Source organism: Kitasatospora sp. NE20-6, from assembly GCF_045862635.1.
Genome location: NZ_BPRL01000011.1, coordinates 56,077 through 82,068, shown reverse-complemented (window position 1 = coordinate 82,068; position 25,992 = coordinate 56,077). Strand labels below are relative to the sequence as shown.

At 72.5% G+C, this 25,992-nt stretch carries 21 protein-coding genes; 13 read left to right on the top strand and 8 right to left on the bottom strand.

What is annotated here, in order from left to right; all coding sequences use genetic code 11:
• Positions 1-15: 15 nt before the first annotated feature.
• The 9 genes from SNE206_RS12310 to SNE206_RS12270 all read left to right on the top strand — a co-directional run bounded on the left by SNE206_RS12310 (position 16) and on the right by SNE206_RS12270 (position 10,919).
• Positions 16-828 carry a type III pantothenate kinase gene (locus tag SNE206_RS12310; protein ID WP_407913338.1) on the top strand — a complete coding sequence of 271 codons (813 nt, stop codon included), beginning with the start codon at positions 16-18 and terminating at the stop codon, positions 826-828.
• A gap of 143 nt (positions 829-971) precedes the next feature.
• Positions 972-1,670, top strand: a complete 699-nt coding sequence (locus tag SNE206_RS12305) for a hypothetical protein (protein ID WP_407913337.1) — start codon at positions 972-974, stop codon at positions 1,668-1,670.
• 100 nt (positions 1,671-1,770) lie between these two features.
• On the top strand, positions 1,771-3,315 hold the full coding sequence (gene lysX, locus SNE206_RS12300) for a bifunctional lysylphosphatidylglycerol synthetase/lysine--tRNA ligase LysX (RefSeq protein WP_407913336.1): 1,545 nt from the start codon (positions 1,771-1,773) through the stop codon (positions 3,313-3,315).
• A 4-nt stretch (positions 3,316-3,319) separates the two neighbouring features.
• The gene (locus SNE206_RS12295) at positions 3,320-3,478 is read left to right on the top strand and encodes a hypothetical protein (protein WP_405012731.1); all 159 of its coding nucleotides are present in this window, start codon (positions 3,320-3,322) and stop codon (positions 3,476-3,478) included.
• Positions 3,479-3,624: 146 nt separating this feature from the next.
• Entirely contained in the window at positions 3,625-4,062 is a 438-nt protein-coding gene (locus SNE206_RS12290) for a BlaI/MecI/CopY family transcriptional regulator (RefSeq protein ID WP_407913335.1), read from the top strand.
• Between the two features lie 9 nt (positions 4,063-4,071).
• The gene (locus SNE206_RS12285) at positions 4,072-4,599 is read left to right on the top strand and encodes an amino-acid N-acetyltransferase (RefSeq protein WP_407913334.1); all 528 of its coding nucleotides are present in this window, start codon (positions 4,072-4,074) and stop codon (positions 4,597-4,599) included.
• 116 nt (positions 4,600-4,715) lie between these two features.
• A complete protein-coding gene (locus SNE206_RS12280) occupies positions 4,716-5,075 on the top strand; it encodes an Lsr2 family protein (RefSeq protein ID WP_407913333.1) in 360 nt (119 codons plus the stop codon).
• A gap of 632 nt (positions 5,076-5,707) precedes the next feature.
• The gene (locus SNE206_RS12275) at positions 5,708-8,224 is read left to right on the top strand and encodes an ATP-dependent Clp protease ATP-binding subunit (RefSeq protein WP_407913332.1); all 2,517 of its coding nucleotides are present in this window, start codon (positions 5,708-5,710) and stop codon (positions 8,222-8,224) included.
• A gap of 346 nt (positions 8,225-8,570) precedes the next feature.
• The gene (locus tag SNE206_RS12270; protein ID WP_407913331.1) at positions 8,571-10,919 is read left to right on the top strand and encodes an immune inhibitor A domain-containing protein; all 2,349 of its coding nucleotides are present in this window, start codon (positions 8,571-8,573) and stop codon (positions 10,917-10,919) included.
• A 124-nt stretch (positions 10,920-11,043) separates the two neighbouring features.
• On the opposite strand, the gene SNE206_RS12265 is transcribed toward SNE206_RS12270, so the two are convergent.
• Complete coding sequence (locus SNE206_RS12265; protein WP_407913330.1) at positions 11,044-12,159, bottom strand: threonine aldolase family protein; 1,116 nt, start codon at positions 12,157-12,159, stop codon at positions 11,044-11,046.
• Positions 12,160-12,520: 361 nt separating this feature from the next.
• Here SNE206_RS12265 and SNE206_RS12260 point away from each other — a divergent pair, with 361 nt between their 5' ends.
• Positions 12,521-13,528 carry a M23 family metallopeptidase gene (locus tag SNE206_RS12260; protein WP_407913329.1) on the top strand — a complete coding sequence of 336 codons (1,008 nt, stop codon included), beginning with the start codon at positions 12,521-12,523 and terminating at the stop codon, positions 13,526-13,528.
• 123 nt (positions 13,529-13,651) lie between these two features.
• Here the strand turns inward: SNE206_RS12260 and SNE206_RS12255 are convergent, their stop codons facing one another.
• A complete protein-coding gene (locus SNE206_RS12255) occupies positions 13,652-14,287 on the bottom strand; it encodes a TetR/AcrR family transcriptional regulator (RefSeq protein ID WP_407913328.1) in 636 nt (211 codons plus the stop codon).
• Between the two features lie 220 nt (positions 14,288-14,507).
• Between SNE206_RS12255 and SNE206_RS12250 the strand changes: the two genes are divergently transcribed.
• Positions 14,508-16,097 (top strand): MDR family MFS transporter, encoded by a 1,590-nt coding sequence (locus SNE206_RS12250; protein ID WP_407913327.1) that lies wholly within the window; start codon positions 14,508-14,510, stop codon positions 16,095-16,097.
• A gap of 178 nt (positions 16,098-16,275) precedes the next feature.
• Here SNE206_RS12250 and SNE206_RS12245 read toward each other — a convergent pair whose 3' ends face one another.
• On the bottom strand, positions 16,276-17,181 hold the full coding sequence (locus tag SNE206_RS12245; RefSeq protein WP_407913326.1) for an A/G-specific adenine glycosylase: 906 nt from the start codon (positions 17,179-17,181) through the stop codon (positions 16,276-16,278).
• 114 nt (positions 17,182-17,295) lie between these two features.
• Positions 17,296-18,066: a rhomboid family intramembrane serine protease gene (locus SNE206_RS12240; RefSeq protein WP_407913325.1), complete on the bottom strand. Its 771-nt coding sequence runs from the start codon at positions 18,064-18,066 to the stop codon at positions 17,296-17,298.
• 189 nt (positions 18,067-18,255) lie between these two features.
• On the opposite strand from SNE206_RS12240, the gene SNE206_RS12235 reads away from it, so the two are divergent.
• Positions 18,256-19,116, top strand: a complete 861-nt coding sequence (locus tag SNE206_RS12235) for a hypothetical protein (protein WP_407913324.1) — start codon at positions 18,256-18,258, stop codon at positions 19,114-19,116.
• 92 nt (positions 19,117-19,208) lie between these two features.
• Here the strand turns inward: SNE206_RS12235 and disA are convergent, their stop codons facing one another.
• Together disA and radA are read right to left on the bottom strand one after the other, a co-directional pair.
• Positions 19,209-20,267, bottom strand: a complete 1,059-nt coding sequence (disA, locus tag SNE206_RS12230) for a DNA integrity scanning diadenylate cyclase DisA (protein WP_407913446.1) — start codon at positions 20,265-20,267, stop codon at positions 19,209-19,211.
• Between the two features lie 179 nt (positions 20,268-20,446).
• Entirely contained in the window at positions 20,447-21,991 is a 1,545-nt protein-coding gene (radA, locus tag SNE206_RS12225) for a DNA repair protein RadA (RefSeq protein ID WP_407913323.1), read from the bottom strand.
• Positions 21,992-22,207: 216 nt separating this feature from the next.
• On the opposite strand from radA, the gene SNE206_RS12220 reads away from it, so the two are divergent.
• The gene (locus SNE206_RS12220) at positions 22,208-24,205 is read left to right on the top strand and encodes a BACON domain-containing protein (RefSeq protein WP_407913322.1); all 1,998 of its coding nucleotides are present in this window, start codon (positions 22,208-22,210) and stop codon (positions 24,203-24,205) included.
• 106 nt (positions 24,206-24,311) lie between these two features.
• Here the strand turns inward: SNE206_RS12220 and SNE206_RS12215 are convergent, their stop codons facing one another.
• Positions 24,312-25,106 carry a hypothetical protein gene (locus SNE206_RS12215; protein ID WP_407913321.1) on the bottom strand — a complete coding sequence of 265 codons (795 nt, stop codon included), beginning with the start codon at positions 25,104-25,106 and terminating at the stop codon, positions 24,312-24,314.
• Between the two features lie 165 nt (positions 25,107-25,271).
• Entirely contained in the window at positions 25,272-25,817 is a 546-nt protein-coding gene (locus SNE206_RS12210) for a SigE family RNA polymerase sigma factor (RefSeq protein WP_407913320.1), read from the bottom strand.
• Between the last annotated feature and the right edge of the window lie 175 nt (positions 25,818-25,992).

The following is a 25,992-nucleotide window of genomic DNA, read 5'->3' as shown; positions in this document are numbered from 1 at the left end:
ACAGAAAGCCATCCCGTGCTCCTCAGCATCGACGTCGGCAACACCCAGACCACGCTCGGCCTGTTCGACGGCGAGGACATCGTCGAACACTGGCGGATCTCGACCGATCCCCGCCGCACCGCCGACGAGCTGGCGGTGCTGATGCAGGGGCTGATGGGTGCCCATCCGGTCGCCGGCACCCCGCGGGCGGCCGGCACGCCCGCGGGCGACGACCGGGTGTCGGGGCTGGCGATCTGCTCGTCCGTGCCCGCCGTGCTCCACGAGCTCCGCGAGGTGACGCGCCGTTACTACGGCGACGTGCCCGCGGTGATCGTGGAGCCGGGGGTGAAGACCGGCGTGCACGTCCTCATGGACAACCCCAAGGAGGTCGGCGCCGACCGGATCGTGAACGCGCTCGCCGCCAACCACCTCTACGGCGGCCCGTGCATCGTGGTCGACTTCGGCACCGCCACCACCTTCGACGCGGTGAACGCCCGGGGCGACTACGTCGGCGGGGCGATCGCGCCCGGCATCGAGATCTCGGTGGAGGCGCTCGGCATGCGCGGCGCGCAGCTCCGCAAGATCGAGCTTGCCCGCCCCCGCAACGTCATCGGCAAGAACACCGTCGAAGGGATGCAGTCGGGCATCCTGTACGGCTTCGCCGGGCAGGTCGACGGCCTGGTCAACCGGATGGCCCGGGAGCTCTCCAAGGACCCGGACGACGTCCAGGTCATCGCCACCGGCGGCCTGGCGCCGCTGGTGCTCGGCGAGGCGGAGACGATCGACGTGCACGAGCCCTGGCTCACGCTGATCGGTCTGCGGCTGGTCTTCGAGCGCAACAAGGCCTGACGGGCCGGGCGGAAAGCCTGCTGACGGCCGGTCCGGTCCACCGGGCCGACCGTCAGCAGGTCGGATCAGCGGCAGATGCGCCAATCGTGACAACTGCGGCGCCAATCGCCCGAAATCGGACGTACGCCACGTACTGTCACCTCATGCCTACGCCACACGGATCGCGCGGCGGCATGGCCTTCAGCGCCGACGAAGTCCGCGTGCTGCGCCGCGCCCTCGCCCAAGCCCTCCACCCGGCCCTCCACGAGCGGCTGCACCCGCCCGGGCCGTCCGCCGCGCTGTGGGCGGAGGACGTCCAGGACGCGCTGCGGCTCACCGAGTCGATCGACGAGGCCGCCCGGGAGGGCGGACGGCTGCGCAGCTTCCTGCTGGCCGACCTGTCCCGCTACCGCGCCGCGCTGCCCGGCAGCGCCTGCGGCTACCTCGAACGGCTGGAGGAGGCGGTCGCCGACGGCTACCTCCCCACCCCGGACGACCTCTCCGCGCTGCGGTCGCTCTCCCGGCAGCCCTGCGGCCCCGCCGAGCGCTCGCGCCGCTCCCGCCTGGCGGGCCGCTGCCACGCCCTGGCCGAGGCGGAGGTGCGCGAGCGACTGTCCCTCACCTCGGGGCAGCGCCACCTGACGGCCGTCCCGAACCCGGCGTCCGAATCCCTGCCCGCCATCACCGTTGGAGGACGCATCCCCATGAGCACCCCCAAGTCCCCGGCCCCCGCCGAGCGCCCCCAGCCGCGCCGGATGCCGACCCCCGCCGAACTCTTCGGGCGACGCACCAAGGCGAACCCGCAGAACGAGCCGCCCGCCCCCGAGGACGACGACACCGAACTCGCCACCGGCACCGGCTGAGCACCCCGCACCCGGCGGCCCCGGCGCCTCCGCGCGACGCCCGGGGCCGTCGCCGTCATCCCGTGCCGGACCAGGCCGTGCCGGTGGCTACCCTTGTGGGGTGAGCGATCAGAGCACCGTCCTTGCGACCGACGACCTCCCCGAGCAGATGCGCGTCCGGCGCGAGAAGCTGGACCGGCTCCGGGCGGCCGGCGTCGACCCCTACCCGGTCGGCTTCCCCCGCACCTCCACCATCGCCGACCTGCGGGCCAAGCACCCGGACCTCGCCGCGGACACCGCCACCGGCGAGCGGGTCGGCATCACCGGCCGCGTCATCCTGGCCCGCACCGGCGGCAAGCTCTGCTTCGCCACGCTGCGCGACGGCTCCGGCGACCTCCAGGTGATGTTCTCCCTCGACAAGCTCGGCGAGGAGCGGCTCGGCGCCTGGAAGACCGACATCGACCTCGGCGACCAGGTCGGCGTCGAGGGCGAGGTCATCACCTCCCGCCGCGGCGAGCTCAGCGTGATGGTCGACCGCTGGGAGCTCACCGCCAAGTGCCTGCGGCCGCTGCCCGACAAGCACAAGGGCCTGACCGACCCCGAGGCGCGGGTGCGCCAGCGGTACGTCGACCTGATCGTGAACCCCGAGGCGCGCGAGATGCTGCAGCTGCGCAGCAAGGTCGTCCGCTCGATCCGCCGCACCTACGAGGACCGCGGCTACCTCGAGGTCGAGACCCCGATGCTGCAGCCGATCCACGGCGGCGCCAACGCCCGCCCCTTCACGACGCACATCAACGCGTACGACATCGAGCTGTACCTGCGCATCGCCACCGAGCTCTACCTCAAGCGGCTGGTCGTCGGCGGCGCCGAGAAGGTCTTCGAGATCAACCGGAACTTCCGCAACGAGGGCGCCGACGCGACCCACAACCCGGAGTTCACCGCCCTGGAGTCGTACGAGGCGTACGGCGACTACGACACCCAGGCCGAGCTGATCCGCGCGATCGTCGTCAACGCCGCCCGGGACGCCCTCGGCACCACCGTCGTGCGCGGCCTCGGCCCGGACGGCCAGGAGCACGAGATCGACCTGGCCGAGCCCTGGGAGGAGGTCTCCGTCTACCCGGGGATCTCCGCCCGGATCGGCACCGAGATCACCCCGGACACCACGGTGGACGAGCTGCGCCGCCTCGCCGACGGGGCCGGCGTGCCGTGGGAGAAGGAGTGGGGGCACGGCCAGATCGTCCTGGAGATGATCGAGCGGCTGCTGGAGCACCACGCGATCCGCCCGACCTTCATCCGGGACTACCCGACCGAGGTCTCCCCGCTCACCCGGCAGCACCGCTCGGTCCCGGGCGTCGCCGAGAAGTGGGACCTGGTCATCTTCGGCACCGAGATCGGCACCGCCTACTCGGAGCTGATCGACCCGGTCGAGCAGCGCGCCCGCCTCACCGCGCAGTCGCTGCTGGCCGCCGGCGGCGACGTCGAGGCCATGCAGGTCGACGAGGACTTCCTCCGCGCCCTGGAGTACGCGATGCCCCCGACCGGCGGCCTCGGCCTCGGCGTGGACCGCCTGATCATGCTGCTGACCGGCAAGAACATCCGCGAGACGGTGCTGTTCCCGCTGGTGAAGCCGGAGAAGCAGACCACCACCACCTCCGAGGAGGAGTGACCTGATGGACTACGTCAGTGCGATCGTGCCGCCGCTGGTCATGGCGATCGGCTTCGGCTTCCTGGTGCGGGCGATCATCCGCAGCCAGGGCGGCTCCCAGAAGGGCAAGGAGGACGCCGCGGCCGACGCGATGGCCGCCTCGGCGGGCCGTACCGCCGAATAGCCAGGCGCTCCAGGTGCCCCCTCCGGCGCGCCGCCCCCCCGCCCCCCCGGGGCCCCCCCCCCCCCCCCCCCGGGGGGGGGCCCCCGCGCCGGTTCGCTTGCCGAATCGCCAATTTTGTCCGATTCAGTTCCTATCCTGGCCGGACTATGGTGCGGCAACTCGGAGAACTCGAGAACGACATCATGACCAGGGTGTGGCGGTGGAACCGCCCGGTCACGGTTCGCGAGGTTCTGCACGATCTGCAGGCGGAACGCGAAATCGCCTACACGACCGTGATGACGGTGCTCGACAAGCTCCACAGAAAGGGCTGGCTGCGCCGGGAACAGGTCGGCCGGGCCTATCGATATGAGCCGGTCTCCTCCCGCGAGGCGTACACGGCGGCGCTGATGAACGACGCCTGGGCCACCAGCGACAATCCGGCGGCGGCCCTCGTGCACTTCTTCGGGCTGATGTCGCCGGAGCAGCGGGAGGCCCTCCGGGACGCCCTGCGGGTCACCGCGGTCCTCCCCGCGGAACCCGATCCGCCGGAACGGGCCGGTCCTTCCCTCGGAACCGGGGAGACCGGGAGCGGTGCGGCACGATAACGTCCCGGCATGGAGGTCACCATCCGCCGGGCGCGGACCACCGACGTGCGGGCCGTGCGGGCGCTCATCGACGCCTATTCACGTGACGGCATTCTGCTCGACAAGCCGACCGTCACCCTGTTCGAATCCGTGCAGGAGTTCTGGGTGGCCGAGCGCGACGACACGGGGACCGTCGTCGCCTGCGGCGCCCTGCACGTCATGTGGGAGGACCTGGCCGAGGTCCGCACGCTCGCGGTCCATCCGGCCTGCAAGGGGTTCGGCATCGGGCACGCGCTCCTGGAGAAGCTGGTACAGACCGCCCGGTGGCTCGGCGTCCGTCGGATTTTCTGCTTGACGTTCGAGGTGGCCTTCTTCGCGAAACACGGTTTCGTCGAGATCGGCGAGACCGACGACCGCACGTCGGACCCGGCGGCCGTCGCGGCGGAAGTCTATGAAGAACTCCTGCGCTCGTACGATGAAGGTGTCGCGGAGTTCCTTGACGTGGAGCAGGTCAAGCCGAACACGCTGGGCAACTCACGCATGCTGCTGCACCTCTGAGCGCTCCCCCCGTGCGCCCCGCGGACCCGACTCCGCGCGGCAGGGGTTTGTGTTTTCCGGGAAAAGGCGGTTTCCTTTGCCTAGGCAAATGGTCGTTTACTCGGAAAGGGAAGCCCGTGGCACAGAGGGTGCAGGTCATTCTTGAAGACGATCTCGACGGTGGCTCCGCGGACGAGACGGTGACGTTCGCGCTGGACGGCGTTGCCTACGAGATCGACCTGAAGAGCGCCAACGCGGACAGGCTCCGCGATCTGCTGGCCCCGTACGTCGAGAAGGGCCGCAAGCAGAGCGGCCGCATCGCGGGGGCCCGCCGCGCCACGAGCAGCCGGAGCGCGGGTCGTCCCGCCGCCGCGGCCTCGGGGCCGGACACCGCGAAGGTCCGCAGCTGGGCCAAGGAGCAGGGCCTGGAGATCAACGACCGGGGCCGCGTCCCCAGCGAGATCAAGGCGCAGTACGACAAGGCGCACGCCTCCTGACGGCCGGCGGTGCCGGAACCGGGCCCGCCCCGGGAACGGACCGGGCCGATCGCGCACCATTGTCATGGCAGGTGCATGATCGGCCGGTCCGATGACGGGCAGCGGGACCGGGCCGTGCTGTGCAACGCTGTAGGGGAGCGGAGCGGCCGGCGGGACGCGTCCGACCGACGGAACCCGCAGGCCCGGCCGACGCCCCGACCAGGGCTGTCGTCCTGATGCGGCGTCATTCCGGCCGCCGCGGCCGGCCCCTCCCGGGGCCGTGCTCCGGGCGGACTTCTCGCCAGGCGAACAGCGCCACCCGGGAAACAGCGCGAATCTCCCCCGAATACCGGGTATGAATGCAGGTGGGCGGGGTCGACAGGGCCCCCGCCAGGGCAGTTCGCGCGGCCGGCCGTCCCCGCACGGGGGTGCCTGTTCGCCGATGGCGTAGCGGCCATCGGGTGCATCAGGGCCACCTGTGGGAACACCGTCTCCCAACATCAGGTTGGGAATGGTGTCGGCTGGTCGCGCAGCATGATGTCCCCACGCGAGTGGGGCTGTCCGTGGGCCGCGCCGCTGAGCGGGACTAGCATGCGGAAGGACAGGGCGGGGACGGACCCCGCACTGGCCGACCGCTCTGAGGAGCGAAAACGATGTTCGAAAGGTTCACCGACCGCGCGCGGCGGGTTGTCGTCCTGGCTCAGGAAGAAGCCCGGATGCTCAACCACAACTACATCGGCACCGAGCACATCCTCCTGGGCCTGATCCACGAGGGTGAGGGTGTCGCCGCCAAGGCCCTGGAGAGCCTCGGGATCTCGCTCGAGGCGGTCCGGCAGCAGGTCGAGGAGATCATCGGCCAGGGCCAGCAGGCCCCGTCCGGTCACATTCCCTTCACCCCCCGGGCGAAGAAGGTCCTGGAGCTGTCGCTCCGCGAGGCCCTTCAGCTCGGTCACAACTACATCGGCACCGAGCACATCCTGCTCGGCCTGATCCGCGAGGGCGAGGGCGTCGCCGCCCAGGTCCTGGTGAAGCTCGGCGCCGACCTCAACCGGGTGCGCCAGCAGGTCATCCAGCTGCTCTCCGGGTACTCGGGCGGCGGCAAGGAGTCGGCCGCGGCCGGCGGCCCGGCGGAGGGCACCCCCTCCACCTCCCTGGTCCTCGACCAGTTCGGCCGCAACCTCACCCAGGCCGCCCGCGAGGCCAAGCTCGACCCGGTGATCGGGCGCGAGAAGGAGATCGAGCGGGTCATGCAGGTGCTGTCCCGCCGCACCAAGAACAACCCCGTGCTGATCGGTGAGCCCGGCGTCGGCAAGACCGCCGTGGTCGAGGGCCTGGCCCAGGCGATCATCAAGGGCGAGGTCCCGGAGACGCTGAAGGACAAGCAGCTCTACACTCTCGACCTCGGTGCCCTGGTCGCCGGCTCCCGGTACCGCGGTGACTTCGAGGAGCGCCTCAAGAAGGTGCTCAAGGAGATCCGCACCCGCGGCGACATCATCCTGTTCATCGACGAGCTGCACACCCTGGTCGGCGCGGGCGCCGCCGAGGGCGCGATCGACGCGGCGAGCATCCTCAAGCCGATGCTGGCCCGCGGCGAGCTGCAGACGATCGGTGCCACCACGCTCGACGAGTACCGCAAGCACCTGGAGAAGGACGCCGCGCTGGAGCGCCGCTTCCAGCCGATCCAGGTCGCCGAGCCGTCGCTGCCGCACACCATCGAGATCCTCAAGGGCCTGCGCGACCGGTACGAGGCGCACCACCGCGTCTCGATCACCGACGCCGCCCTGGTCGCCGCCGCCACGCTGGCCGACCGGTACATCTCGGACCGCTTCCTGCCGGACAAGGCGATCGACCTGATCGACGAGGCCGGCTCCCGGATGCGCATCCGCCGGATGACCGCGCCGCCGGACCTGCGCGAGTTCGACGAGAAGATCGCCGACGTCCGCCGCGAGAAGGAGAGCGCGATCGACGCGCAGGACTTCGAGAAGGCGGCCTCCCTGCGCGACGACGAGAAGCAGCTCCTCACCGCGAAGGCGAAGCGGGAGAAGGAGTGGAAGGCCGGCGACATGGACGTCGTCGCCGAGGTGGACGAGGAGCTCATCGCGGAGGTCCTGGCCACCGCCACGGGCATCCCGGTCTTCAAGCTCACCGAGGAGGAGTCCTCCCGGCTGCTGCGCATGGAGGACGAGCTGCACAAGCGCGTCATCGGCCAGAAGGACGCCATCAAGGCGCTCTCCCAGGCCATCCGGCGCACGCGTGCGGGCCTCAAGGACCCGAAGCGCCCCGGTGGCTCGTTCATCTTCGCCGGCCCGTCCGGCGTCGGTAAGACCGAGCTCTCGAAGACGCTGGCGGAGTTCCTCTTCGGCGACGAGGACGCGCTCATCGCCCTCGACATGTCGGAGTTCTCGGAGAAGCACACCGTCTCCCGGCTCTTCGGCTCGCCCCCCGGCTACGTCGGCTACGAGGAGGGCGGCCAGCTCACCGAGAAGGTGCGCCGCAAGCCGTTCTCCGTCGTCCTCTTCGACGAGGTCGAGAAGGCCCACCCGGACATCTTCAACTCGCTGCTGCAGATCCTGGAGGACGGTCGCCTGACCGACTCCCAGGGCCGCGTGGTCGACTTCAAGAACACGGTCATCATCATGACCACCAACCTCGGCACCCGGGACATCTCGAAGGGCTTCAACCTCGGCTTCGCGGCCGCGGGTGACGCCCAGAGCGGGTACGAGCGGATGAAGGCGAAGGTCAGCGAGGAGCTCAAGCAGCACTTCCGGCCGGAGTTCCTCAACCGTGTCGACGACATCGTCGTCTTCCACCAGCTCACCGAGGAAGACATCATCCAGATCGTCGACCTCATGATCGACAAGGTGGACGGCCGCCTCAAGGACCGCGACATGGGCCTGGAGCTCAGCATCGAGGCCAAGAAGCTGCTGGCGAAGAAGGGCTACGACCCGCTCCTGGGCGCCCGCCCGCTCCGCCGGACGATCCAGCGCGAGATCGAGGACCACCTGTCCGAGAAGATCCTCTTCGGCGAGCTGCGCGCCGGCCACATCGTGGTCGTCGGCACCGAGGGCGAGGGCAAGGACGCGAAGTTCACCTTCCGCGGCGAGGAGAAGTCGCCCGTGGCGGACACTCCGGCCACGGTCGGTTCGCCCGGCCCGGACCTGACGAAGTAACCCGCAAAACCCGAAAAACGCTCCGGCCCCGACCATCCGTCGGGGCCGGGGTGTTTTCTGTTTCAAAACTGTTTAGACATCCATAACCTGTGATCCCGGCCGCCGCGGGGCCCTCCCGGCGCGACACGCGGGCTGGTACGGGTGCGATGCATGCCCTGAACTGGGGCTCAGGCTTTAGTCTTGACTGATCATCAGTTGATCACGAGCGCCGGAGGATAGCGGTGTGATCATGCATGGTCAAGGTCTTTCTTTTTCATCTGGGCTTGGATCCAATGTCGTCCACCTGTCTTTCATTGGTTCGCCGGCGGGCCAAGAGCCCGGCCGGTAAGGGGAGGACGTCACCACGTTGAAGATATCCAAGAGGGTCGCTGCAGCCACTGCCGCCGTCGCGGTCACGGCCGCGCTCGGCGCGGGCCTGCTGCCCGGGACGGCCACCGCCGCCACGCCGACCCCTGTCTCGAACGACCCTGCCGACGCGCAGGCGCTCAAGGTCGACCACGACCTGCCGGGCCCGCTGACCGAGAAGGTCGAGGCCGAGCAGAAGGCCGCCACCGAGCAGCTCCTGGCGGGCACCGCCAAGATCGAGAAGCACGGCAGCAGCACCTCCGTGAAGCTCGGCCGCGACAAGTACGTCGAGCTCGCCCGCGAGCGCACGGACAAGATCTTCACCATCCTGGTGGACTTCGGCGACCAGGTGGACAACACCACCACCACCGCCGACGGCAAGGTCAAGTACGGCGGCCAGCCCGGCCCGGGGCACAACCAGATCGCCCAGCCCGACCGCGCCAAGGACAACTCCACCGCCTGGCAGGCCGACTACAACCAGGCGCACTACCAGGACCTGTACTTCTCCAAGACCGGCGACTCGCTGAAGACCTTCTACGAGAAGCAGTCCTCCGGCCGCTACTCGGTCGACGGCCAGGTCACCGACTGGGTGCGCGTGCCGTGGAACGAGGCCCGTTACGGCTCGGACTACTGCGGCGCCCACGTCTGCAACAACGCGCAGGACCTGATCCGCGACGGCATCAACGCCTGGGTCGCCGACCAGAAGGCCAAGGGCCAGACGGACGCTCAGATCAAGGCCGCCATCGCGCAGTACGACCAGTGGGACCGGTACGACTTCGACGGCGACGGCAACTTCAACGAGTCCGACGGCTACATCGACCACTTCCAGATCGTGCACGCCGGTGAGGACCAGTCCGCCGGTGGCGGCGTCCAGGGCACCGACGCGCTCTGGGCCCACCGCAGCTACGTGTACGGCGCCCAGGCCGGCAAGACCGGCCCGGACAACAACAAGCTCGGTGGCACCCCGGTCGGCGCGTCCGGCATCTGGGTCGGCGACTACACCATGCAGCCCGAGAACGGCGGCCTGGGCGTCTTCGCGCACGAGTACGGCCACGACCTCGGCCTGCCCGACCTGTACGACACCACCGGCGCCGACGACAACTCGGTCGGCTTCTGGTCGCTCATGTCGTCCGGATCCTGGCTCGGCGACGGCAAGACCGAGATCGGCGACAAGCCCGGCGACCTCGACGCCTGGTCGAAGCTGCAGCTCGGCTGGCTGACCTACGACAAGGCCACCGCCAACAAGCTGTCCTTCCACCTGACCGGTCCGGCGGAGTACAACACCAAGCGCCCGCAGGCCGTGGTGGTCGACCTCCCGAAGAAGACCGTCACCACCGAGATCAACACCCCGTACGCGGGTGCGAACGAGTGGTGGAGCGGCAGCGCCGACGACCTCAACGTCTCGCTGGTGCGCGACGTCGACCTGACCGGCAAGTCGGCGGCCACGCTGACCGCCAAGGCCTGGTACGACATCGAGCAGGACTACGACTACGGCTACGCCGAGGTCTCCACCGACGGCGGCGCCAACTGGACCGCGGTCGACGGCACCTTCAACGGCACCCCGCTGCAGAAGGACGGCGCCGACGCGCCGGCCCTCACCGGCACCTCGGGCGGCGCGTGGGGCGACCTGTCGTACTCCCTCGACGCCTACGCCGGCAAGGCCGTCAAGGTCCGCTTCCACTACACCACCGACGGCGGCCTGCACATGAAGGGCCTCGCGCTGGACAACATCGCGGTCACCGCCGACGGCTCCGCGCTGTTCAGCGACGACGCCGAGCAGGGCGACAACGGCTGGACCGCCACCGGCTTCTCGCGGATCACGGGCAAGTTCTCCAACGAGTACGCCCAGTACTACATCGTCGAGAACCGTCAGTACGTGTCCTACGACACCACGCTGAAGACCGGTCCGTACGTCTTCGGTTCCGCGGCCCGCCCGGACTGGGTGGACCACTACAAGAACCAGGACGGCATCCTGATCTGGCTGTGGGACACCTCGCAGTCCGACAACAACGTCACCAACCACCCGGGCTCCGGTCTCGTCCTGCCGGTCGACTCGCACCCGACCCCGATCAAGTGGGCCGACGGCACCCTGATGCGCTCGCGCATCCAGGGCTACGACTCGACCTTCGGGCTGGAGCGCACCGACGGCCTGCAGCTGCACCGGGCCGACGTCCTCACCAAGATCCCGAGCGCCTCCGCCGTCGGCACCTTCAACGACAGCAAGGCGTACTGGGACGCGTCGACCCCGTACAGCAGCGTGAAGGTCCCGAACACCCACACCGCGATCGACGTGCTGTGGAACAGCTCCAACAAGCTGGAGACCATTCTCATGGTCCGCCCGGTCAAGTGACCCACGAGGTCGTCTGACCGCATCCGTCGGCCCGCTCTCCCCTCACCCGGGGGAGCGGGCCGATCCGCGTCCCGGCCCGTGGCCTGCGGCGGGCGACGGATGCCGGGGAGCGCGCAGGACAGGGTCAGGACAGGGTGCGGACCAGCCCCAGGAACTCCGTCACGGCGTCCGTGACCTCCTGCGCCGACCAGGCCAGCGCAGCACTGCCGACGGTCACCTCGGTGACGGACGTCCCCGGCACGCCCGGCTCGTCCCAGAAGCCGAACAGGCCGGTGCCCCGCTCCTCCGCGAACCGCAGCGTGGCCTCGGTGAGCAGCACCGCCGGGTACGGCAGCCAGAGCCGGAACTGGTGGGTGTGCGGCGGCGCCGGGTGCACCCGGGCGCCGGGCACCTCGGCAAGGGCTGCCGCGACCGTCCGCGCGTGCGCCACGTAGCCCGGCAGGCGCGGCAGTTCGTGCTCCAGACCGGCCAGCGCCGAGAGGGCCGCCGGCCACTGCTGGAAGAGCTGGCCGCCGTACCGGTGGCGCCAGACCCGGGCCTCCCGGACGAAGTCCTCGTCGCCGGCCAGCAGCGCACCGCTCAGCCCGCCGAGGGACTTGTAGCAGGAGACGTACACCGAGTCCGCGAGGGCCGAGATCTCCGCGAGCGTGCGGCCGAGGTGCACGGTCGACTCCCACAGCCGCGCACCGTCGAGGTGCACCAGCGCACCGAACTGACGGACCGTCTCCACGGCCTCCACCAGCTCCTGCCAGCTGGGCAGTACGAAGCCGGCGTCGCGCAGCGGCAGTTCCAGCATCAGGGTGCCGAACCGCTCCTCGCAGGAGCGGAGTTCGTCCGGGGTGGGAAGCCGGGGGGCCGTCGTCGGCCAGACCGTGTGCAGCCCGGTGAGCCGGGAGACCGCCCGCCGCTCGTGCACCTCCGGGTGCGCCAGCGGGTGCATCGCCACCACCTGGCTGCCGGATCGGTCCGCCCAGAGCCTCAGGGCCACCTGCTGGGCCATCGTGCCGGTCGGGAAGAAGGCGGCACCCTCCCGGTCCAGCAGGCCCGCCACACGCTCCTCCAGGGCCCGTACGACCCCGTCACCGTAGACGTCCACCCGGCCGTCGAGGTCGTACATGCCGTCGGACTCGGACACCAGGGCGGCCATCCGCTCCCGCAGGGACTTCGGCCGGCTGCCGGACAGGACCCGCTCGCACGAACGGAACGCCGCGAACCGGCGCTGCTGGATTTCTTCGTTCACCCCCCGATCTTCGCGCAGAACCCCGCCCCGCACGGCGCGGGACACCGCCCGGCGCCGGATCCGCACCGGACCCGCACGCGGCTGTGGCCCGGGTCACGATTGGCCTCCCCCGCCGAGGGGTACCGCGGTGGCAGTGGTCACAGGCCCACCCCGCCCTACGAGGGGCGGTAGTAGCCGCAGGCCCGCCCGCCGCCCCGCCTTCGCAGGGGCGGGGCGGCCCGCAGCGGGCTCCTCCTACGACGGCCCGTCGTACGTCACACCGTTTGGGGCCCGCCGACCCAGCGATTACACCGGAGAAGTCCCCGCCAGGGAGCCCCGCGGCTCCGCTGCGCACCGCCCCCTTCCGCGAGGTTCTGCTCCGATGCCTTCGTTCTCCGACGCCGCCCGTCGTCTCACCCGCACGGCGACCGCCGGCACGGCCACCGCCCTGCTGAACGCCCGCTCGCTGACCTCTCGCGCGTTCTCGGCCCGCTCGCTGACCGGCGTGCTGCCGGGCGCCCCGGTCGTCACCGGCCTGCGGAGCGGCGGCCCGGCCGTCAGCGGCCTGCGGACCGGCGGCCACGGGATGCTGCACCAGCACCGGGCGAAGGTGGCCTCGGGCGGTGTCGCGGCGCTGGCGCTCGGCGTGCTGATGCTGCCCGGCCACGCGGCGGCGCAGACCACCGTCAGCCCGACGGTGCCCGGGAGCTCGGTGTTCACCGCGGCCGCCGCGCCGCACCAGGAGGCCCGCGTGGTGCAGCTGGCCGAGCCCAGCACGTACAAGCAGCCGCGCTCGGCCTCCGCGCAGGACGCCGTCGCGGTGGCGCGCAACCTCACCCAGCCGGCCCCCGAGCAGCCCGCGGCCCCCGCCGCGCCGGAGCAGCAGCCCGCGGCCCAGCCTGCCCAGCCTGCCCAGCCTGCCCAGCAGCAGCCGGCCGCGCCGGCCCCGCAGCCGCAGGAGCAGCCCGCCGAGCAGAAGCCGGCGTGGTCCTCCCCGGCGCCCGGCGCGCGGACCAGCAACCCGTACCACAAGACCAACCACAGCTACGCGGCCGGATTCCACACCGGTGTCGACTTCGCCGTGAAGGTCGGCACCCCGCTGGTGGCCGTCGGCGACGCGACCGTGGTGTCGGCCGGCTGGGCGGGCGCGTACGGCAACCAGGTCGTCCTGAAGCTGGCGGACGGCCACTACGCCCAGTACGCGCACATGTCGAAGCTCGGCGTGCACGCCGGGCAGAAGGTGCAGGCGGGCGACCGCGTGGGCCTCTCCGGCAACACCGGCAACTCCACCGGGCCGCACCTGCACTTCGAGATCCGCACCGCCAACCGGTACGCCGCGGTGATCGACCCGGTCGCCTACCTCTCGGCGCACGGCGCGAACAACTTCTGACCGCACCCGAGCGCCCTCGGGTCGCCCCCGCGCGACCTGTGCGCGCCCTCCGCGCGACCCGCACGTACGGCGGCGCCGGCTCCCCGGGAGGGGTGTCCGGCGCCGCCGTACGTGCGGGGTGCCTCAGGCCGTCGGCTCGACGGCGGGGTCGATGCGGGCGGCGATCTCCAGGGCGAGCTCCACGGCGGCGTCCATCGCCTCCACCAGGGTCACCGGCTGCGAGGCGGGCGCGGCGGGGTCGGCACCGGAGCCGCACGGCTCGGAGTGCTCCTGCTTGAGCAGGAAGAACGCGGAGTTGATGGCGAAGAGCGCCATGGTGGCGCGGAGCCGGTCGTGGAACGTGGCGTCCGGGCCCTGGACGAGCTCGATCATCGCCAGCATCCGGTTCTTGAACTCCAGCCCGGCGGCGGACTCCCGCAGCGCCGGCTGGTTCTCGTGGAAGAAGCGGAGCAGCGGCGCCCGTTCGGCCATGCCCGCCGCGAAGCGGCGCACCAGTTCGTCGCGCAGCTCCGGCGACCAGGCCTGGCCGCGGCCCCAGGCGATGGCTTCGTCTATCGGCGCGGCCATGCTCTCGACGATGCCGTGGACGATGTCGTCCTTCGTCTTGAAGTGGTAGTACAGCGCGGCCTTGGTGACCCCGAGCCGGTCGGCGATCTCCCGCAGCGAGGTCTTCTCGTAGCCCTGCGAGGCGAAAAGTTCCAGGGCGACGTCGATGATCCGCGCGCGGGTGTCACTGCGGGGGCTCTGCGTCGTACTCATCGCTGACTGGCCTGCCTCGTGGCTGCGGTGGTGGCGGGTGGGACCGGCTTCCGGCACACTCCCCAGGTTCATTGTCCCTGTCCCTGAGGTGTCCTCGGAAACCGGCTTGACGCCCGGCTGGGGAACAACTTACCGTGCGACGCGACGGGTAACTAGCCGGTCGACAAGTAAGTAGGTCGCGAACGGCGCGGCCACGCCGCTCTCGGGGAGAAAACCACCCATGTCACAGCAACAGGTCGAAGCCGCTGCGGACGGACCCGCAGCGGAGTCCTCCGACCCCGCCGACCCCGCGCAGCGCTCGCCGCGCGAGATCCGTCTGGTGATGGTCGGCCTCGTGGTCGCCATGCTGCTCGCCATGCTCGACAACCTCATCGTCGGCACGGCCATGCCCACCATCGTCGGAGACCTCGGCGGCGCCGAACACCTCTCCTGGGTCGTCACCGCCTACACCCTCGCGACCGCCGCCTCCACCCCGATCTGGGGCAAGCTCGGCGACATGTACGGCCGCAAGGGCACGTTCGTGATCTCCATCGCGATCTTCCTCGCCGGCTCGGCCCTCTCCGGCCTGTCCAGCACGATGGGCCAGCTCATCGCCTTCCGCGCCATCCAGGGCCTCGGCGCCGGCGGCCTCATGGTCGGCGTCATGTCGATCATGGGTGCGCTCGTGGCGCCCCGCGACCGCGGCAAGTACCAGGGCATGTTCGCCGCCGTGATGGCGCTCGCCACCATCGGCGGCCCGCTCGTCGGCGGCTTCATCACCGACCACCTCAGCTGGCACTGGACCTTCTACATCAACCTGCCGCTGGGCATCCTCGCGCTCGCGTTCATCGTGGTCACCCTGAAGCTGCCCACCACCCGCTCCACCGCGCGGATCGACTACGCGGGCGCGGTGCTCCTCACCGTCGGCATCACCTCGCTCGTCCTCATCACCACGTGGGGCGGCCAGGAGTACGACTGGACCTCGAAGCAGATCCTCGGCCTCGGCGCGCTCGCCGTCGCCACGCTCCTCGGCTTCGGCTACGTCGAGCAGCGGGTCGAGGAGCCGATGCTCCCGCTCGACCTCTTCAAGAACCGCAACTTCGCCCTCGTCTCGGTGATCGGCTTCATCGTCGGCTTCGCGATGTTCGGCGCCGTGACGTTCCTGCCGCTCTACCAGCAGACCGTGCAGGGCGCCTCGGCCACCAACTCCGGCCTCCTGCTCATGCCGATGATGTTCGGCATGCTCGTGATCTCCCTGGTCGTCGGCCAGGCCGTCACCAAGACCGGCAAGTACCGCATCTACCCGATCATCGGCACCGCGGTCATGGCCGGCGGCTCCCTGCTGCTCTCCACCCTCTCGACCGACACCAGCCGCTTCACCTCGGCCTGTTACATGGTCGTGCTGGGCGCCGGCATGGGCTTCCTCATGCAGATCACCATGCTGGTCTCGCAGAACAGCGTCGAGCTCAAGGACATGGGCGTCGCCTCCTCCACCGCCACGCTGTTCCGCACCATCGGCGGCTCCTTCGGTGTCGCGCTCTTCGGCGCGATCTTCAACAACCAGGTCACCTCGACCATGAAGGACCGCCTCGGCACCGCGGGCGGCAGCCAGGGCACCAACCTCAGCCAGATGGGCCCGGACGCGCTGCGCAAGCTCCCCGCCGCCATCCAGGACGCCTACCACCACGCGGTCTCCAACGGCATGCACACCGTCTTCCTGTGGGGCGCGGTGATCAGCCTCATCGCCGTCGCCGCGGCCGTCTTCCTGCACGAGGTGCCGCTGCGCGGCGCCGGAACGCAGAAGCCCGAGCCCTCGCTCGAAGCGATCTGACACCGAGGGCGCGACACGCGCAACCGGCGTGGCGGACGCCGCACCCCGGCCACCGCCGCACCACCACGGAAGGACCCGCCCGGCACGTCCGGGCGGGTCCTTCCGCCGTCCGCGGGGCCGGGCGCGCCACGGCGGGCGACGACGGTGCGGTGCGCGCCGCGTCCCTGCGGGGGCCGTGTCAGCGCGGCAGGCGGTAGACGCCCTGCGCGACGGGCTCGACCAGGCCGTCCGCGACCAGCCCGTCGAGCGCGCGGGCCCGCTGCACCGCGTCCGGCCAGACCTCGTCGAGACGGCTCCGCGGCACCTCGTCGTGGGCGTCCCGCAGCACCGCGAGCAGCTTCCCCCGCACCTGGCGGTCCGTGCCCTCGTACGTCTGGCCCCGCCGCGCCGGCCCCTCGTACGGCGGCCGGCCGGCGCGCTGCCAGGCGCACTCCGCGAACAGCGGGCACGCGCCGCACTCCGGCCCCCTGGCCGTGCACACCAGCGCGCCGAGCTCCATCACGGCGACCGCCCAGGTCGCCGCGGTCTCCGCGGTCGCGGGCAGGTACTCCCCGGCGGTGCGCCGCTCGGCCGCCGTGGTGGCCTGGGCCGGGTACTCCACCCCCGTCACCGCCCGCGCGAAGACGCGGCGCACGTTGGTGTCGAGCACCACGTGCCGCTGCCGGAAGGCGAACGACGCGACCGCCGCCGCCGTGTACTCGCCGACGCCCGGCAGCGCCAGCAGTGCGGCGTGGTCGTCCGGCACCCGTCCGCCGTGCTTCTCCGTGATCGCCACCGCGGCACCGTGCAGCCTCAGCGCCCGGCGGGGGTAGCCGAGGCGGCCCCACATCCGCACGGCCTCACCGGGTGCGTCGGCGGCCAGGTCGGCAGGGGTCGGCCAGCGCTCCATCCACGCGGCGTACGCGGGCAGCACCCGCTTGACCGGGGTCTGCTGGAGCATGAACTCGCTGACCATCACCGCCCACGGCGAGGCGTCCGGGGTCCGCCAGGGGAGGTCGCGGGCATTGGCCTCGTACCAGCCGATGACCGTGGTGTGCAGCGCGGCGGGCAGGGCGGCGGGGGAAGTGGCATCAGTGGCAACCATGGCACCGTCGATCCTCCCACGGCACGGGAGCCGGCCCGGGCCGTACCCGGTCTCCCCGGCCCACGGCCCACGGCCCCGACGCCCGATTCCTGGCGGCGGCCGGGCGGGAAGGCCTCAGAGGCCGAGGTCGTCCAGTTCCTTCAGCAGCGCGGCACGCGGGCTCTCCGGGAGGCCGGCCGCCGGCCGGACCGCCGGGGGCTGGGACGGCACGGCCGCACCCGCCGGCCGGACACCGCCGTCGCGGTCGCCGTGCGTGCCGGGGCCGGGGCCGATGCCGTCGCCGTGGCCCCGGTGGCCCCGGTCACGGAAGACCCAGGCGCCGGCGAGTCCGCCGACCAGCCCGCCGAGGTGCCCGAGCCAGCTGACACCCGGCGTGCCCGGCACGGCGGTGGTCAGGATGTAGGCGAAGGACGCCCCCATGACCAGGCCGATCAGGCTGTCGATCAGGTTGCGGTCGATCAGGCCGCGCAGGACGACGTAGCCGAAGTATCCGTAGATGACCCCGCTCGCCCCGACCGTCACCACGCTCTCGCGCTCGAACAGCCACACCGCCGCGCCGCTGGTCACCACGACGAGGAGGGTCAGGCCGAGGAACTTCTTCACCCCGCGGTAGGCGGCGAGGAAGCCGAACACGAAGAGCGGGCCGGAATTCCCCTCCAGATGCTGCCAGTTCACATGCAGGAACGGCGCGGCGAGGACGTCCGGGAGCCGCTCCACCCGGTGCGAGCGGATGCCGAAGTCGAGCGTGAGCCCGTAGTCGCCGACCCAGTTGACGAGTTGGACCGCCCACACCGCACAGAGCAGGAAGAACATCACGAAGAACGCCCGCCGCGCCTCCGCGATCATCCGGGCCGGGTCGGGATCCGTGCGCTGCGCTCTCGCCATGACGCGACTATAGGGCGCCCCACGCTCTCCGTCACAGGCACCGGGCGGCCGCACGACACGCCGAAGGGCCCTCGCCCGTCCGGAGCAAATGGCGGATCATGTGAAGGAAGTGATACCCGTACAGTGTTGATGCATCAACGGGTGCACACAGTCTCGTAGAGTTTGCCCGTGCCCTCTCTGCGTCAACCCGTGGGACCGTTGCCTGCCTCGATCTACTGGCGACGGCGCGTCGTCGTGCTCTCGGCACTGGCCGTCGTCGTCGTGCTGGTCGCCTGGCTCGTCACCGGATCGGGTGACGGGGGCGCGCAGGGGTCGAAGAAGGGCCCGCAGGCCGCGCCCGTCCAGTCGATCACGCCGGGCGCCGGCCCCAGCGGGTCGGCCATCACCTCACGCCCCGGCGGCACCGGCGGCGGCTCGACCGGCGGCGGGACGGGCAGTGTGTCCGGCTCCAGCGGCGGCGACGTCAGCCTGACCACCGGCGGCACGGGAAGCGGCAGTTCCGGCACGGACGGCACCGAGGGCACCACCGGTACGACCGGTACGACCGGCGACGGTTCGGCCGCCGGCGGCGCGAGCGGCTCGACCGGCACCGGTGGCGGAGGCGGACAGCCGCCGGTCAACACCTCCGCCGTGATGGCACTGCCGGTCTGCAAGGCATCCCAGGTCTCCCTGGAACTCGCGAGCGAACTCAACGCGTACACCGCCAAGGTCAGGCCCCGGCTCGCGCTGACCGTCCGCAACACGTCGGCCTCCGACTGCCGCGTCGACCTCGGCCGCACGGCCTCCACCCTCACCGTCACCTCCAGCGCCGGCGAACGCGTCTGGTCCTCCGGCGACTGCCCGAGCACCCGCCAGGCCACCTGGGTCCGGCTGACCGCCGGCGCCGGACTCACCGAGAACTTCACCTGGGACCGCAGCCGCAGCAAGCCGCTGTGCGCCACCGCCCCCACCACCGCGGCCGAGGCGGGCAACTACCTCGTCCAGGCCGACCTGACCGGCCCCGCCGGCGGACCGGTCTCCGCACGGACCTCCGTCCGCCTGGAGGGCTGAGCCCGCGCACCTGCCCGTGGGCCGGCCGACGGACCGACGGCCGGACCGCAGCAGCCGGGCCGCCGGGTGGCCCGGCCTCCCGCGGAGCGGACTCAGACGTACCGCTCCAGGATGGACGACTCCGCAAGCCGCGAGAGCCCTTCCCGGACGGAACGCGCCCGGGTCTCTCCGACGCCCTCGACCGTCTGCAGGTCGTCGATGCTGGCCGCCAGGAGCTTCTGGAGTCCGCCGAAGTGCTCGACGAGCCGCTCGATGACGGTGTTGGGGAGGCGCGGCACCTTGGCGAGGAGCCGGTAGCCGCGCGGGGAGACGGCGGAGTCGAGCGATTCGAGGGTGCCGGAGTAGCCGAGGGCCTTGACCACGGTCTGCAGGTCGAGCAGTTCGGCGTGGGTCAGTGCTTCGAGGTCGGCGAGGACCTCGGTGACGGTCCGGCCCTTCTTGGCGGCCCGTTCGGGGAAGTAGTCGCGGGCGACGAGTTCGCGCTCGGGCTCCACCCCGGCGATGAGCTCGTCGAGCTGGAGGGAGAGGAGCCGGCCGTCGGTGCCGAGTTCCAGGACGTAGCCGGCGATCTCGGCGGCGATGAGTCGCACCATCTCCAGGCGCTGGACGACGGCGGCGACGTCCCGCACCGTCACCAGGTCCTCGATCTCGAGCGCGGAGAGCGTGCCGGCGACCTCGTCGAGCCGGAGCTTGTAGCGCTCCAGGGTGGCGAGTGCCTGGTTGGCACGGGAGAGGACGGTGGTGGAGTCCTCCAGGACACGGCGGGTGCCGTTGACGTACATCGCGATGAGGCGCATCGAGTGGGAGACCGCGACGACGGGGAAGCCCGTCTGGCGGTTCACGCGCTCGGCCGTGCGGTGCCGGGTGCCGGTCTCGTCGGTCGGGATGTCGGCGTCCGGCATGAGGTGGACGCCCGCTCGCACGATCTTGGTGATGTCCTTGTCGAGGACGACCGCACCGTCGAGTTTGCACAGCTCACGCAACCGGGTGGCGGTGAACTCGACGTCCAGCACGAAGCCGCCGGTGCTGAGCGAGTCGACGCTCCGGTCGAAACCGAGCACGATGAGGCCGCCGGTGTTGGCCCGCAGCACCCGCTCCAGGCCGTCCCGGAGCGCCGTTCCGGGCGCGATCGCACTGAGGGAAGCCCGCAGCAGGGCCTCCTCGCGGGAGGACTTGTCCGCCCGGTCGCTGCCTGCCACGTGACTCCTCCGGTCGAGCCGGACCGCGTGGCGCGGCGCCCGACGATCCCTCGCTTGTTTACTGCACCCATGACCAATTGCCCATTAGACAGGGCAAAGTCTAACTGTGTGCGGCAACAGCGGTGCCGGAGTCATGCGAGTTCGTCCCCGTCGACCGGTTCCCAGCCTTCCATGAGCTCCTCCGGATAGGCGGCGACGGGCCGGTCGGCCGGTGCCCGGCCGGTACCGGCGGCGGCTCCCGCACCGCGGCCGGAGGCCCCCGGACCCGCGGCCGGCTGCTCGCCCCGCGGGCGGGCCGGCGCCCGGCGGCGGCCCGGAATGGCACGCAGGGCCTCGCCGATGTCGGCGACCTCGACGACCTTCATGCCGGCCGGCACCTTGCCCGGGTCCGGCGGGACGAGGGCGTGGGTGAAGCCCAGCCGGTGGGCCTCGGCGAGGCGCCGTTGCACGCCCGTCACCCGCCTGACCTCGCCCGCGAGGCCGACCTCGCCGATCGCGACGAGGTTGCTGGGCAGCGGCGTGTCGGAGGAGGAGCTGGCCACGGCGAGCGCGATGGCGAGGTCGGCGGACGGCTCGGTCAGCTTCACCCCGCCGACGGTGGCCGTGTAGATGTCCTGCTTGCCCAGCTTGACGCCGCCGTGGCGTTCGACCACGGCGAGGATCATCGCGATCCGCGGCGATTCGAGGCCGGAGGTCGTCCGGCGCGGCGACGGGATCTGCGAATCCACCATCAGCGCCTGCACCTCGGCGACGAGCGGCCGGCGGCCTTCCAGGGTGACGGTCAGGCACGTGCCCGGCACCGGCTTGTCACGGCGGGTCAGGAAGAGCCCGGACGGGTCGGCCAGCCCCGCGATGCCCTCGTCGTGCAGCTCGAAGCAGCCCACCTCGTCGGTGGCGCCGTAGCGGTTCTTGACCCCGCGGATGATGCGCAGCCGGGCGTGCCGGTCGCCCTCGAAGCTGAGCACGACGTCGACGAGGTGCTCCAGGAGGCGCGGGCCGGCGATCTGGCCGTCCTTGGTGACGTGGCCGACGAGCAGGGTGGCCATGCCGCGGTCCTTGGAGGCCCGGATGAGGGCGCTCGCGACCTCGCGGACCTGGGCGGGGCCACCGGGGGCGCCGTCCAGCTCGGCGGAGGCGATGGTCTGCACGGAGTCGAGGACGAGCAGACCGGGGTTGACCGCCTCGATGTGCCCGAGCACCGCGCCGAGGTCGGACTCGGCGGCGAGGTAGAGGTGGTCGGAGATGGCGTTGATGCGGTCGGCGCGCAGGCGCACCTGACCGGCCGACTCCTCGCCGGTGACGTAGAGGGTGCGGTGCCGGTCGCTGGCAGCCTTGGCGGCGACGTCCAGCAGCAGGGTGGACTTGCCCACGCCCGGCTCGCCCGCGAGCAGGACGACCGCGCCGGGGACGATGCCGCCGCCGAGCACGCGGTCGAGCTCGGGCACGCCGGTGCTGCGGGCGGTCGCGACCTGGCCGTCGACCTGGCCGATCGGCTTGGCCGGGGAGCTGACCGGGCCTGCCGCGGTCGTCCGGATCGGTACGGCGCCGTACTCCTCGACCGTGCCCCAGGCGTTGCACTCCGGGCAGCGGCCCACCCACTTGGGGAGCTGGTTGCCGCACTCGGTGCAGCGGTAGGCCGAGCGCGGCTTGGCGGTGGTCTTGGTACGGGCTGCCATGCGGCCACCGTAGCGGGTGGGTCCGACAGCCGGCCGCCGTCGGCCCGGACGGCGGGCACGGCGGAAACCAGCCTTAACCCGGATGTTCCGGGCAGGGATCCACCGGCACGGAGCACATCGTGCGCAGGACACGGGTCGCACTGTCCTGTTACCCGAAAGAAGGACAAGTGCGCCGATTTCCCGGGGCGGACGGGCGGTCTCTCTACCGTCGGTGGGGTGACGAGCTTGCTTGAGAACCCGGTGTCCGCGGGATCCCCGGTCCTGGACGCCTACGGACGGCACGTGGACGGGCTGTTCACCTACTGCCTGTCCGTCCTGTGCGAGCACGACGCCGCGGTGGCCGCCGTGGGCGAGGTCAGGGACCTCGCCCTGCGGCACGGCGACCGGCTGGCCGACGCGGGCATGCGGCGGGCCTGGCTGTACGCGCTGGCCCGGCACTGCTGCCTCCGGCGGCTGGAGAACGGCGCGCCGCCCGGCATGGTGTCCGGCGCCGCGGACGGCACCACCCGGGCCGGCGGAACAGGAGACGGCACCGGGGCCCGCGGAACGGGAGGCGGTACGGCCGCCGGACCCGCCGCCGACCCCTCCGGCACGCCGGCCCGTCCTTGGACCACGCCGGGCTCGCCGCGCGCGGCGGTCCCGGCGGGCTCGGCCGTCCTGGCGCAGCGGCGTGAGGAGCTGTCCAGGCTCGCGTGGCCGGAGGCGGCGGGCACCGGCCCGGAGCAGCGGGAGGCGCTGGAGCTGGCCGTCCGCCACCGGCTGACGCCGGGCGAGGTGGCGGCCGTCCTGGGGATGTCCGCACCGGCGGCCGCCGGGCTGCTGGCCGCGGCCGGCGAGGAGGTCGGCCGCACCCGGACCGCCCTGCTGGTGCTGGGGGTGGGCAGTTGTCCGGAGCTCGCGCACCTGGGCGGTGTGGGGGCCGAGAGCTGGCGCGGCTGGGTGCTCGGCCCGGCGCTCCGCCGCGAACTGGTGCAGCACGTGGTGGAGTGTCCGACCTGCCGGGGGACGGCCGACCGGGTGGGCGGCACGCTGGAGCACGGGCTCGACGGCCTGCCGGGGCTTCCGCTGGTGTCGGCGCCGGTGACCGTACGGGTGGGTACGACCCCGTCGCAGGTGCCGGAGGGTGCGGCGGGTGCGGCGTTCCTGGCGGGTGCGGCGGCCGGGCGGCGGCTGGCCGCGGCGGGCGGGAGGCCGCCGGTGCGGTTCGACCAGCGGGGCTTCCCCCGGCACCGTGCGGCCGGCGGCGGCAGGCCGCTGGTCCGGCAGCGGGTGGTGACCGCGGGGGTGCTGGCGGCGGTGCTGACGGCGCCGGTGGTCGCGCTGTGGGCCGCCCACCGGAGCGGGGAGGGCGTGGGCTCGGCGGCGCCGGTGTCGTCCGTCCGGGTGTCGACACCACCGGCCGGTGCGGGTGCGGCCGACGCACCCGGGGCGGGTGGGGCGGACACCGCGGGCCCGGTGGAGGGCCTGCAGCTGGCAGGAGCGTCCGCTGAAGAAACGTTGCTGCCGGTGGTGGAGGGGGCAGCCGTCCCGGTGCCCTCGCACGGCGCGGGGCCGCTGACCGGGGCCGAGGTGGCACCGGTCCCGGTCGGGCGGCCCGCACCGGCCCCCGGTCTGCTGACCGTGGAGGCCAGCGAGTGGGAGAACCGCACCGTGATCACCCTCACCAATTCCGGCGGCACCACGATCGGGTGGCACGCCGTGGTCGGCGCCGACTGGCTCCGCCTCAGCCGGGACGAGGGCACGCTGGAGCCCGGCCGCCGGATCACCCTGACAGTGACCGTCGACGAGGCGCGGGTGCCCGCCGGCCACTGGACGGCACGGATCACGCTGCCGCCGTCCGAGGCCGTGGTCACGCTGGAGGGCGGACCGGTGCAGCGCGGCGGCCGGCCGGGCGACCCGCAGGACGGCACGGGCGGCCCGTCCGGGCCTGCCGGTCCCGGCTCCGGCCCGTCCCGGGGCACCGATCCGGCACCGGGCGGCACACCGACCAGGAGCCCGGACCCGAGCCCGGACCCCGGCCCGGGCGGGACCGGCACCGGTGACCCCGGCAGCGGCGACCCCGGCAGCGGGCCGTCGGACCCGGGCCACGGCGACGACCCCTCTCCGGGGCAGGGCGGGCACCCGTCCGCACCGCCCGCGACGGGCGACGACCGCGCAGGCCGGGGAGACGGCAGCACCGGCGGCGGCCCGGCGGGCGGTCCGGCGACGCCCTGACGGCACGCGCCGGACGGCAGGGCCGCCCGGCGGGCCCTGCTGTCTCCCCGGCCTGCCGGTGACGGGCCTTCCCCGGGCGCGCGGAGCCGGCGGTTCGCCGGCGGCGTCAGCGCTTCGCCGTCGGCTCCCGCCCGGCCGGGACCGGCAGGGCGGCCTCCCAGACGGGGTCGAGCGCGATCGCCTGCAGCCTGTCGACGCCGAGCGGCGGGTCCGTGCGCTCCGCCAGGCCACCCGGCCGGCCCGAGTTCCACTCGGTGACGGAGACCCGCCGGCCCGCCGGCGTGGCCAGCAGGCACGACCAGAACCTCGCCTCGCTGCCGCGGCGACCGGACTTCCAGATCAGCAGGGCGGAGCCGTCCGTCAGGTCCTCCCGGGTGCACTGCATGCCGGTCTCGGCGGGGTCCTCGCAGACCGTCGTCTGCTGCACCGTCCGGTAGGTGTCGCGCCAGACCGCCGTCCGAACGGCGCCGGTGCCCTCGCCGTCCTTCACGGTGACCTCCACCAGCGGGGCCGCCCCGCCCCGCCCCGCACCCGACGACCCGGCGTCCCGGACGTCGACGACGGTCAGGCCCCGCAGGTGGGCCTTGAGGGCGTCGGCCATCTGCTGGTCCGTCATGCCTCCGGCGGTGATCCCGCCGGTGAGGACGGCGCTGTCCGCCGCCGCCCGGTCCTGCTGCGGGACGGGCCCGGGGAGGGCCCCGATCACCGCGGCCCCGCCCGCGATCACCGCCAGGGCGAGCGCTCCGCCGAGCACGGTGGTGACCCATCGCCGGCGCAGGGCCCGCCCGCGTTCGACGGCGCCGATCAGGATCAGCGGCCGGTCGGCCCGGAAGCCGTCGCCGACCTGCCGGAAGAGCTGGGCGAGCTCGTCCTCGGGGAGGCTCTCGCGCGGTTCGGACATGAGCTGGTTCACCGTCTCTGCGTGCGTGGCCGGGCGGGGCCGGGCGGGGTGTCGGCGAGCTGTCGGCGGGCTGTCCCGGTAGGGGGCGGACTCGGGTGGTCGGACGGCCCGGCAGGACCGTCGCGCGGTCCCGGTGCGGGACCGTTCCGGACCGCCGGGCGTCGGTCAGCGCGGCGCCAGGTCGTGGAGGTCGGTGCCGAGCAGGGCCCGCAGCCGGGTGAGGGCGCGTGAGGTGCGCGTGCGGACGGCACCGGGACTGGAGCGGAGCAGCTCGGCCGTCTCCTCCACGCTGACGTCCTCCCAGTAGCGCAGGACGAGCACCGCGCGGTCGCGCGGCGAGAGCCGGCCGAGGGCACCGAGGAGGGTGACCCGGAGCGAGGTGTCGCCGTCCGGGCCCGCGATGTCCGGCAGTTCACCGGTGGGGCGCTCGGTGCTGCTGCGCCGCCGGACATGGCTCAGGAAGTGACGGTAGAGGACGCCCTGCGCGTAGGCGGCGGGATTGTCGATACGCCGTGCCGCGGACCGCAGGCCGATCCCGCCGGGCCAGACGGCGTACATGCGCCCCAGGGTCTCCTGGACGAGGTCCTCGGCCAGGTGGGTGTCACCGCCGGTCAGCAGGCAGGCGGAACGGTACAGATGGCTGGTGCGGGTGGCCGCGAACTCCAGGAAATCCTCGTCCCGGCCGGCCCGCGCCGGTCCTCCCCTGGCCATGACCGCTCTCCCCCGTACGCCGCGCCGTCCACCGGCCCTGCCTCTATGACGCGCCGGCCAGGGTGCGGCGTTACAGGTGCGGCCGACATTCTCCGGCGCCGGGCCGCGCCGCACCGGGGTGCCGGGGCGCCCGGCGCTCCGCCAGGAGTGAAACCGCGTGTACGGACGGGCGGGC

Bases quoted from the DNA above. Each gene is read 5' to 3' on its own strand.
- SNE206_RS12305 (WP_407913337.1), top strand. From the start codon at position 972: ATGCCTACGCCACACGGATCGCGCGGCGGCATGGCCTTCAGCGCCGAC.
- SNE206_RS12260 (WP_407913329.1), top strand. From the start codon at position 12,521: ATGCCTTCGTTCTCCGACGCCGCCCGTCGTCTCACCCGCACGGCGACC.
- SNE206_RS12210 (WP_407913320.1), bottom strand. From the start codon at position 25,817: ATGGCCAGGGGAGGACCGGCGCGGGCCGGCCGGGACGAGGATTTCCTG.
- SNE206_RS12240 (WP_407913325.1), bottom strand. From the start codon at position 18,066: ATGGCGAGAGCGCAGCGCACGGATCCCGACCCGGCCCGGATGATCGCG.
- SNE206_RS12290 (WP_407913335.1), top strand. From the start codon at position 3,625: ATGGTGCGGCAACTCGGAGAACTCGAGAACGACATCATGACCAGGGTG.
- SNE206_RS12255 (WP_407913328.1), bottom strand. From the start codon at position 14,287: ATGAGTACGACGCAGAGCCCCCGCAGTGACACCCGCGCGCGGATCATC.
- SNE206_RS12215 (WP_407913321.1), bottom strand. From the start codon at position 25,106: ATGTCCGAACCGCGCGAGAGCCTCCCCGAGGACGAGCTCGCCCAGCTC.
- SNE206_RS12245 (WP_407913326.1), bottom strand. From the start codon at position 17,181: ATGGTTGCCACTGATGCCACTTCCCCCGCCGCCCTGCCCGCCGCGCTG.
- SNE206_RS12275 (WP_407913332.1), top strand. From the start codon at position 5,708: ATGTTCGAAAGGTTCACCGACCGCGCGCGGCGGGTTGTCGTCCTGGCT.
- radA (WP_407913323.1), bottom strand. From the start codon at position 21,991: ATGGCAGCCCGTACCAAGACCACCGCCAAGCCGCGCTCGGCCTACCGC.
- SNE206_RS12295 (WP_405012731.1), top strand. From the start codon at position 3,320: ATGGACTACGTCAGTGCGATCGTGCCGCCGCTGGTCATGGCGATCGGC.
- SNE206_RS12285 (WP_407913334.1), top strand. From the start codon at position 4,072: ATGGAGGTCACCATCCGCCGGGCGCGGACCACCGACGTGCGGGCCGTG.
- SNE206_RS12250 (WP_407913327.1), top strand. From the start codon at position 14,508: ATGTCACAGCAACAGGTCGAAGCCGCTGCGGACGGACCCGCAGCGGAG.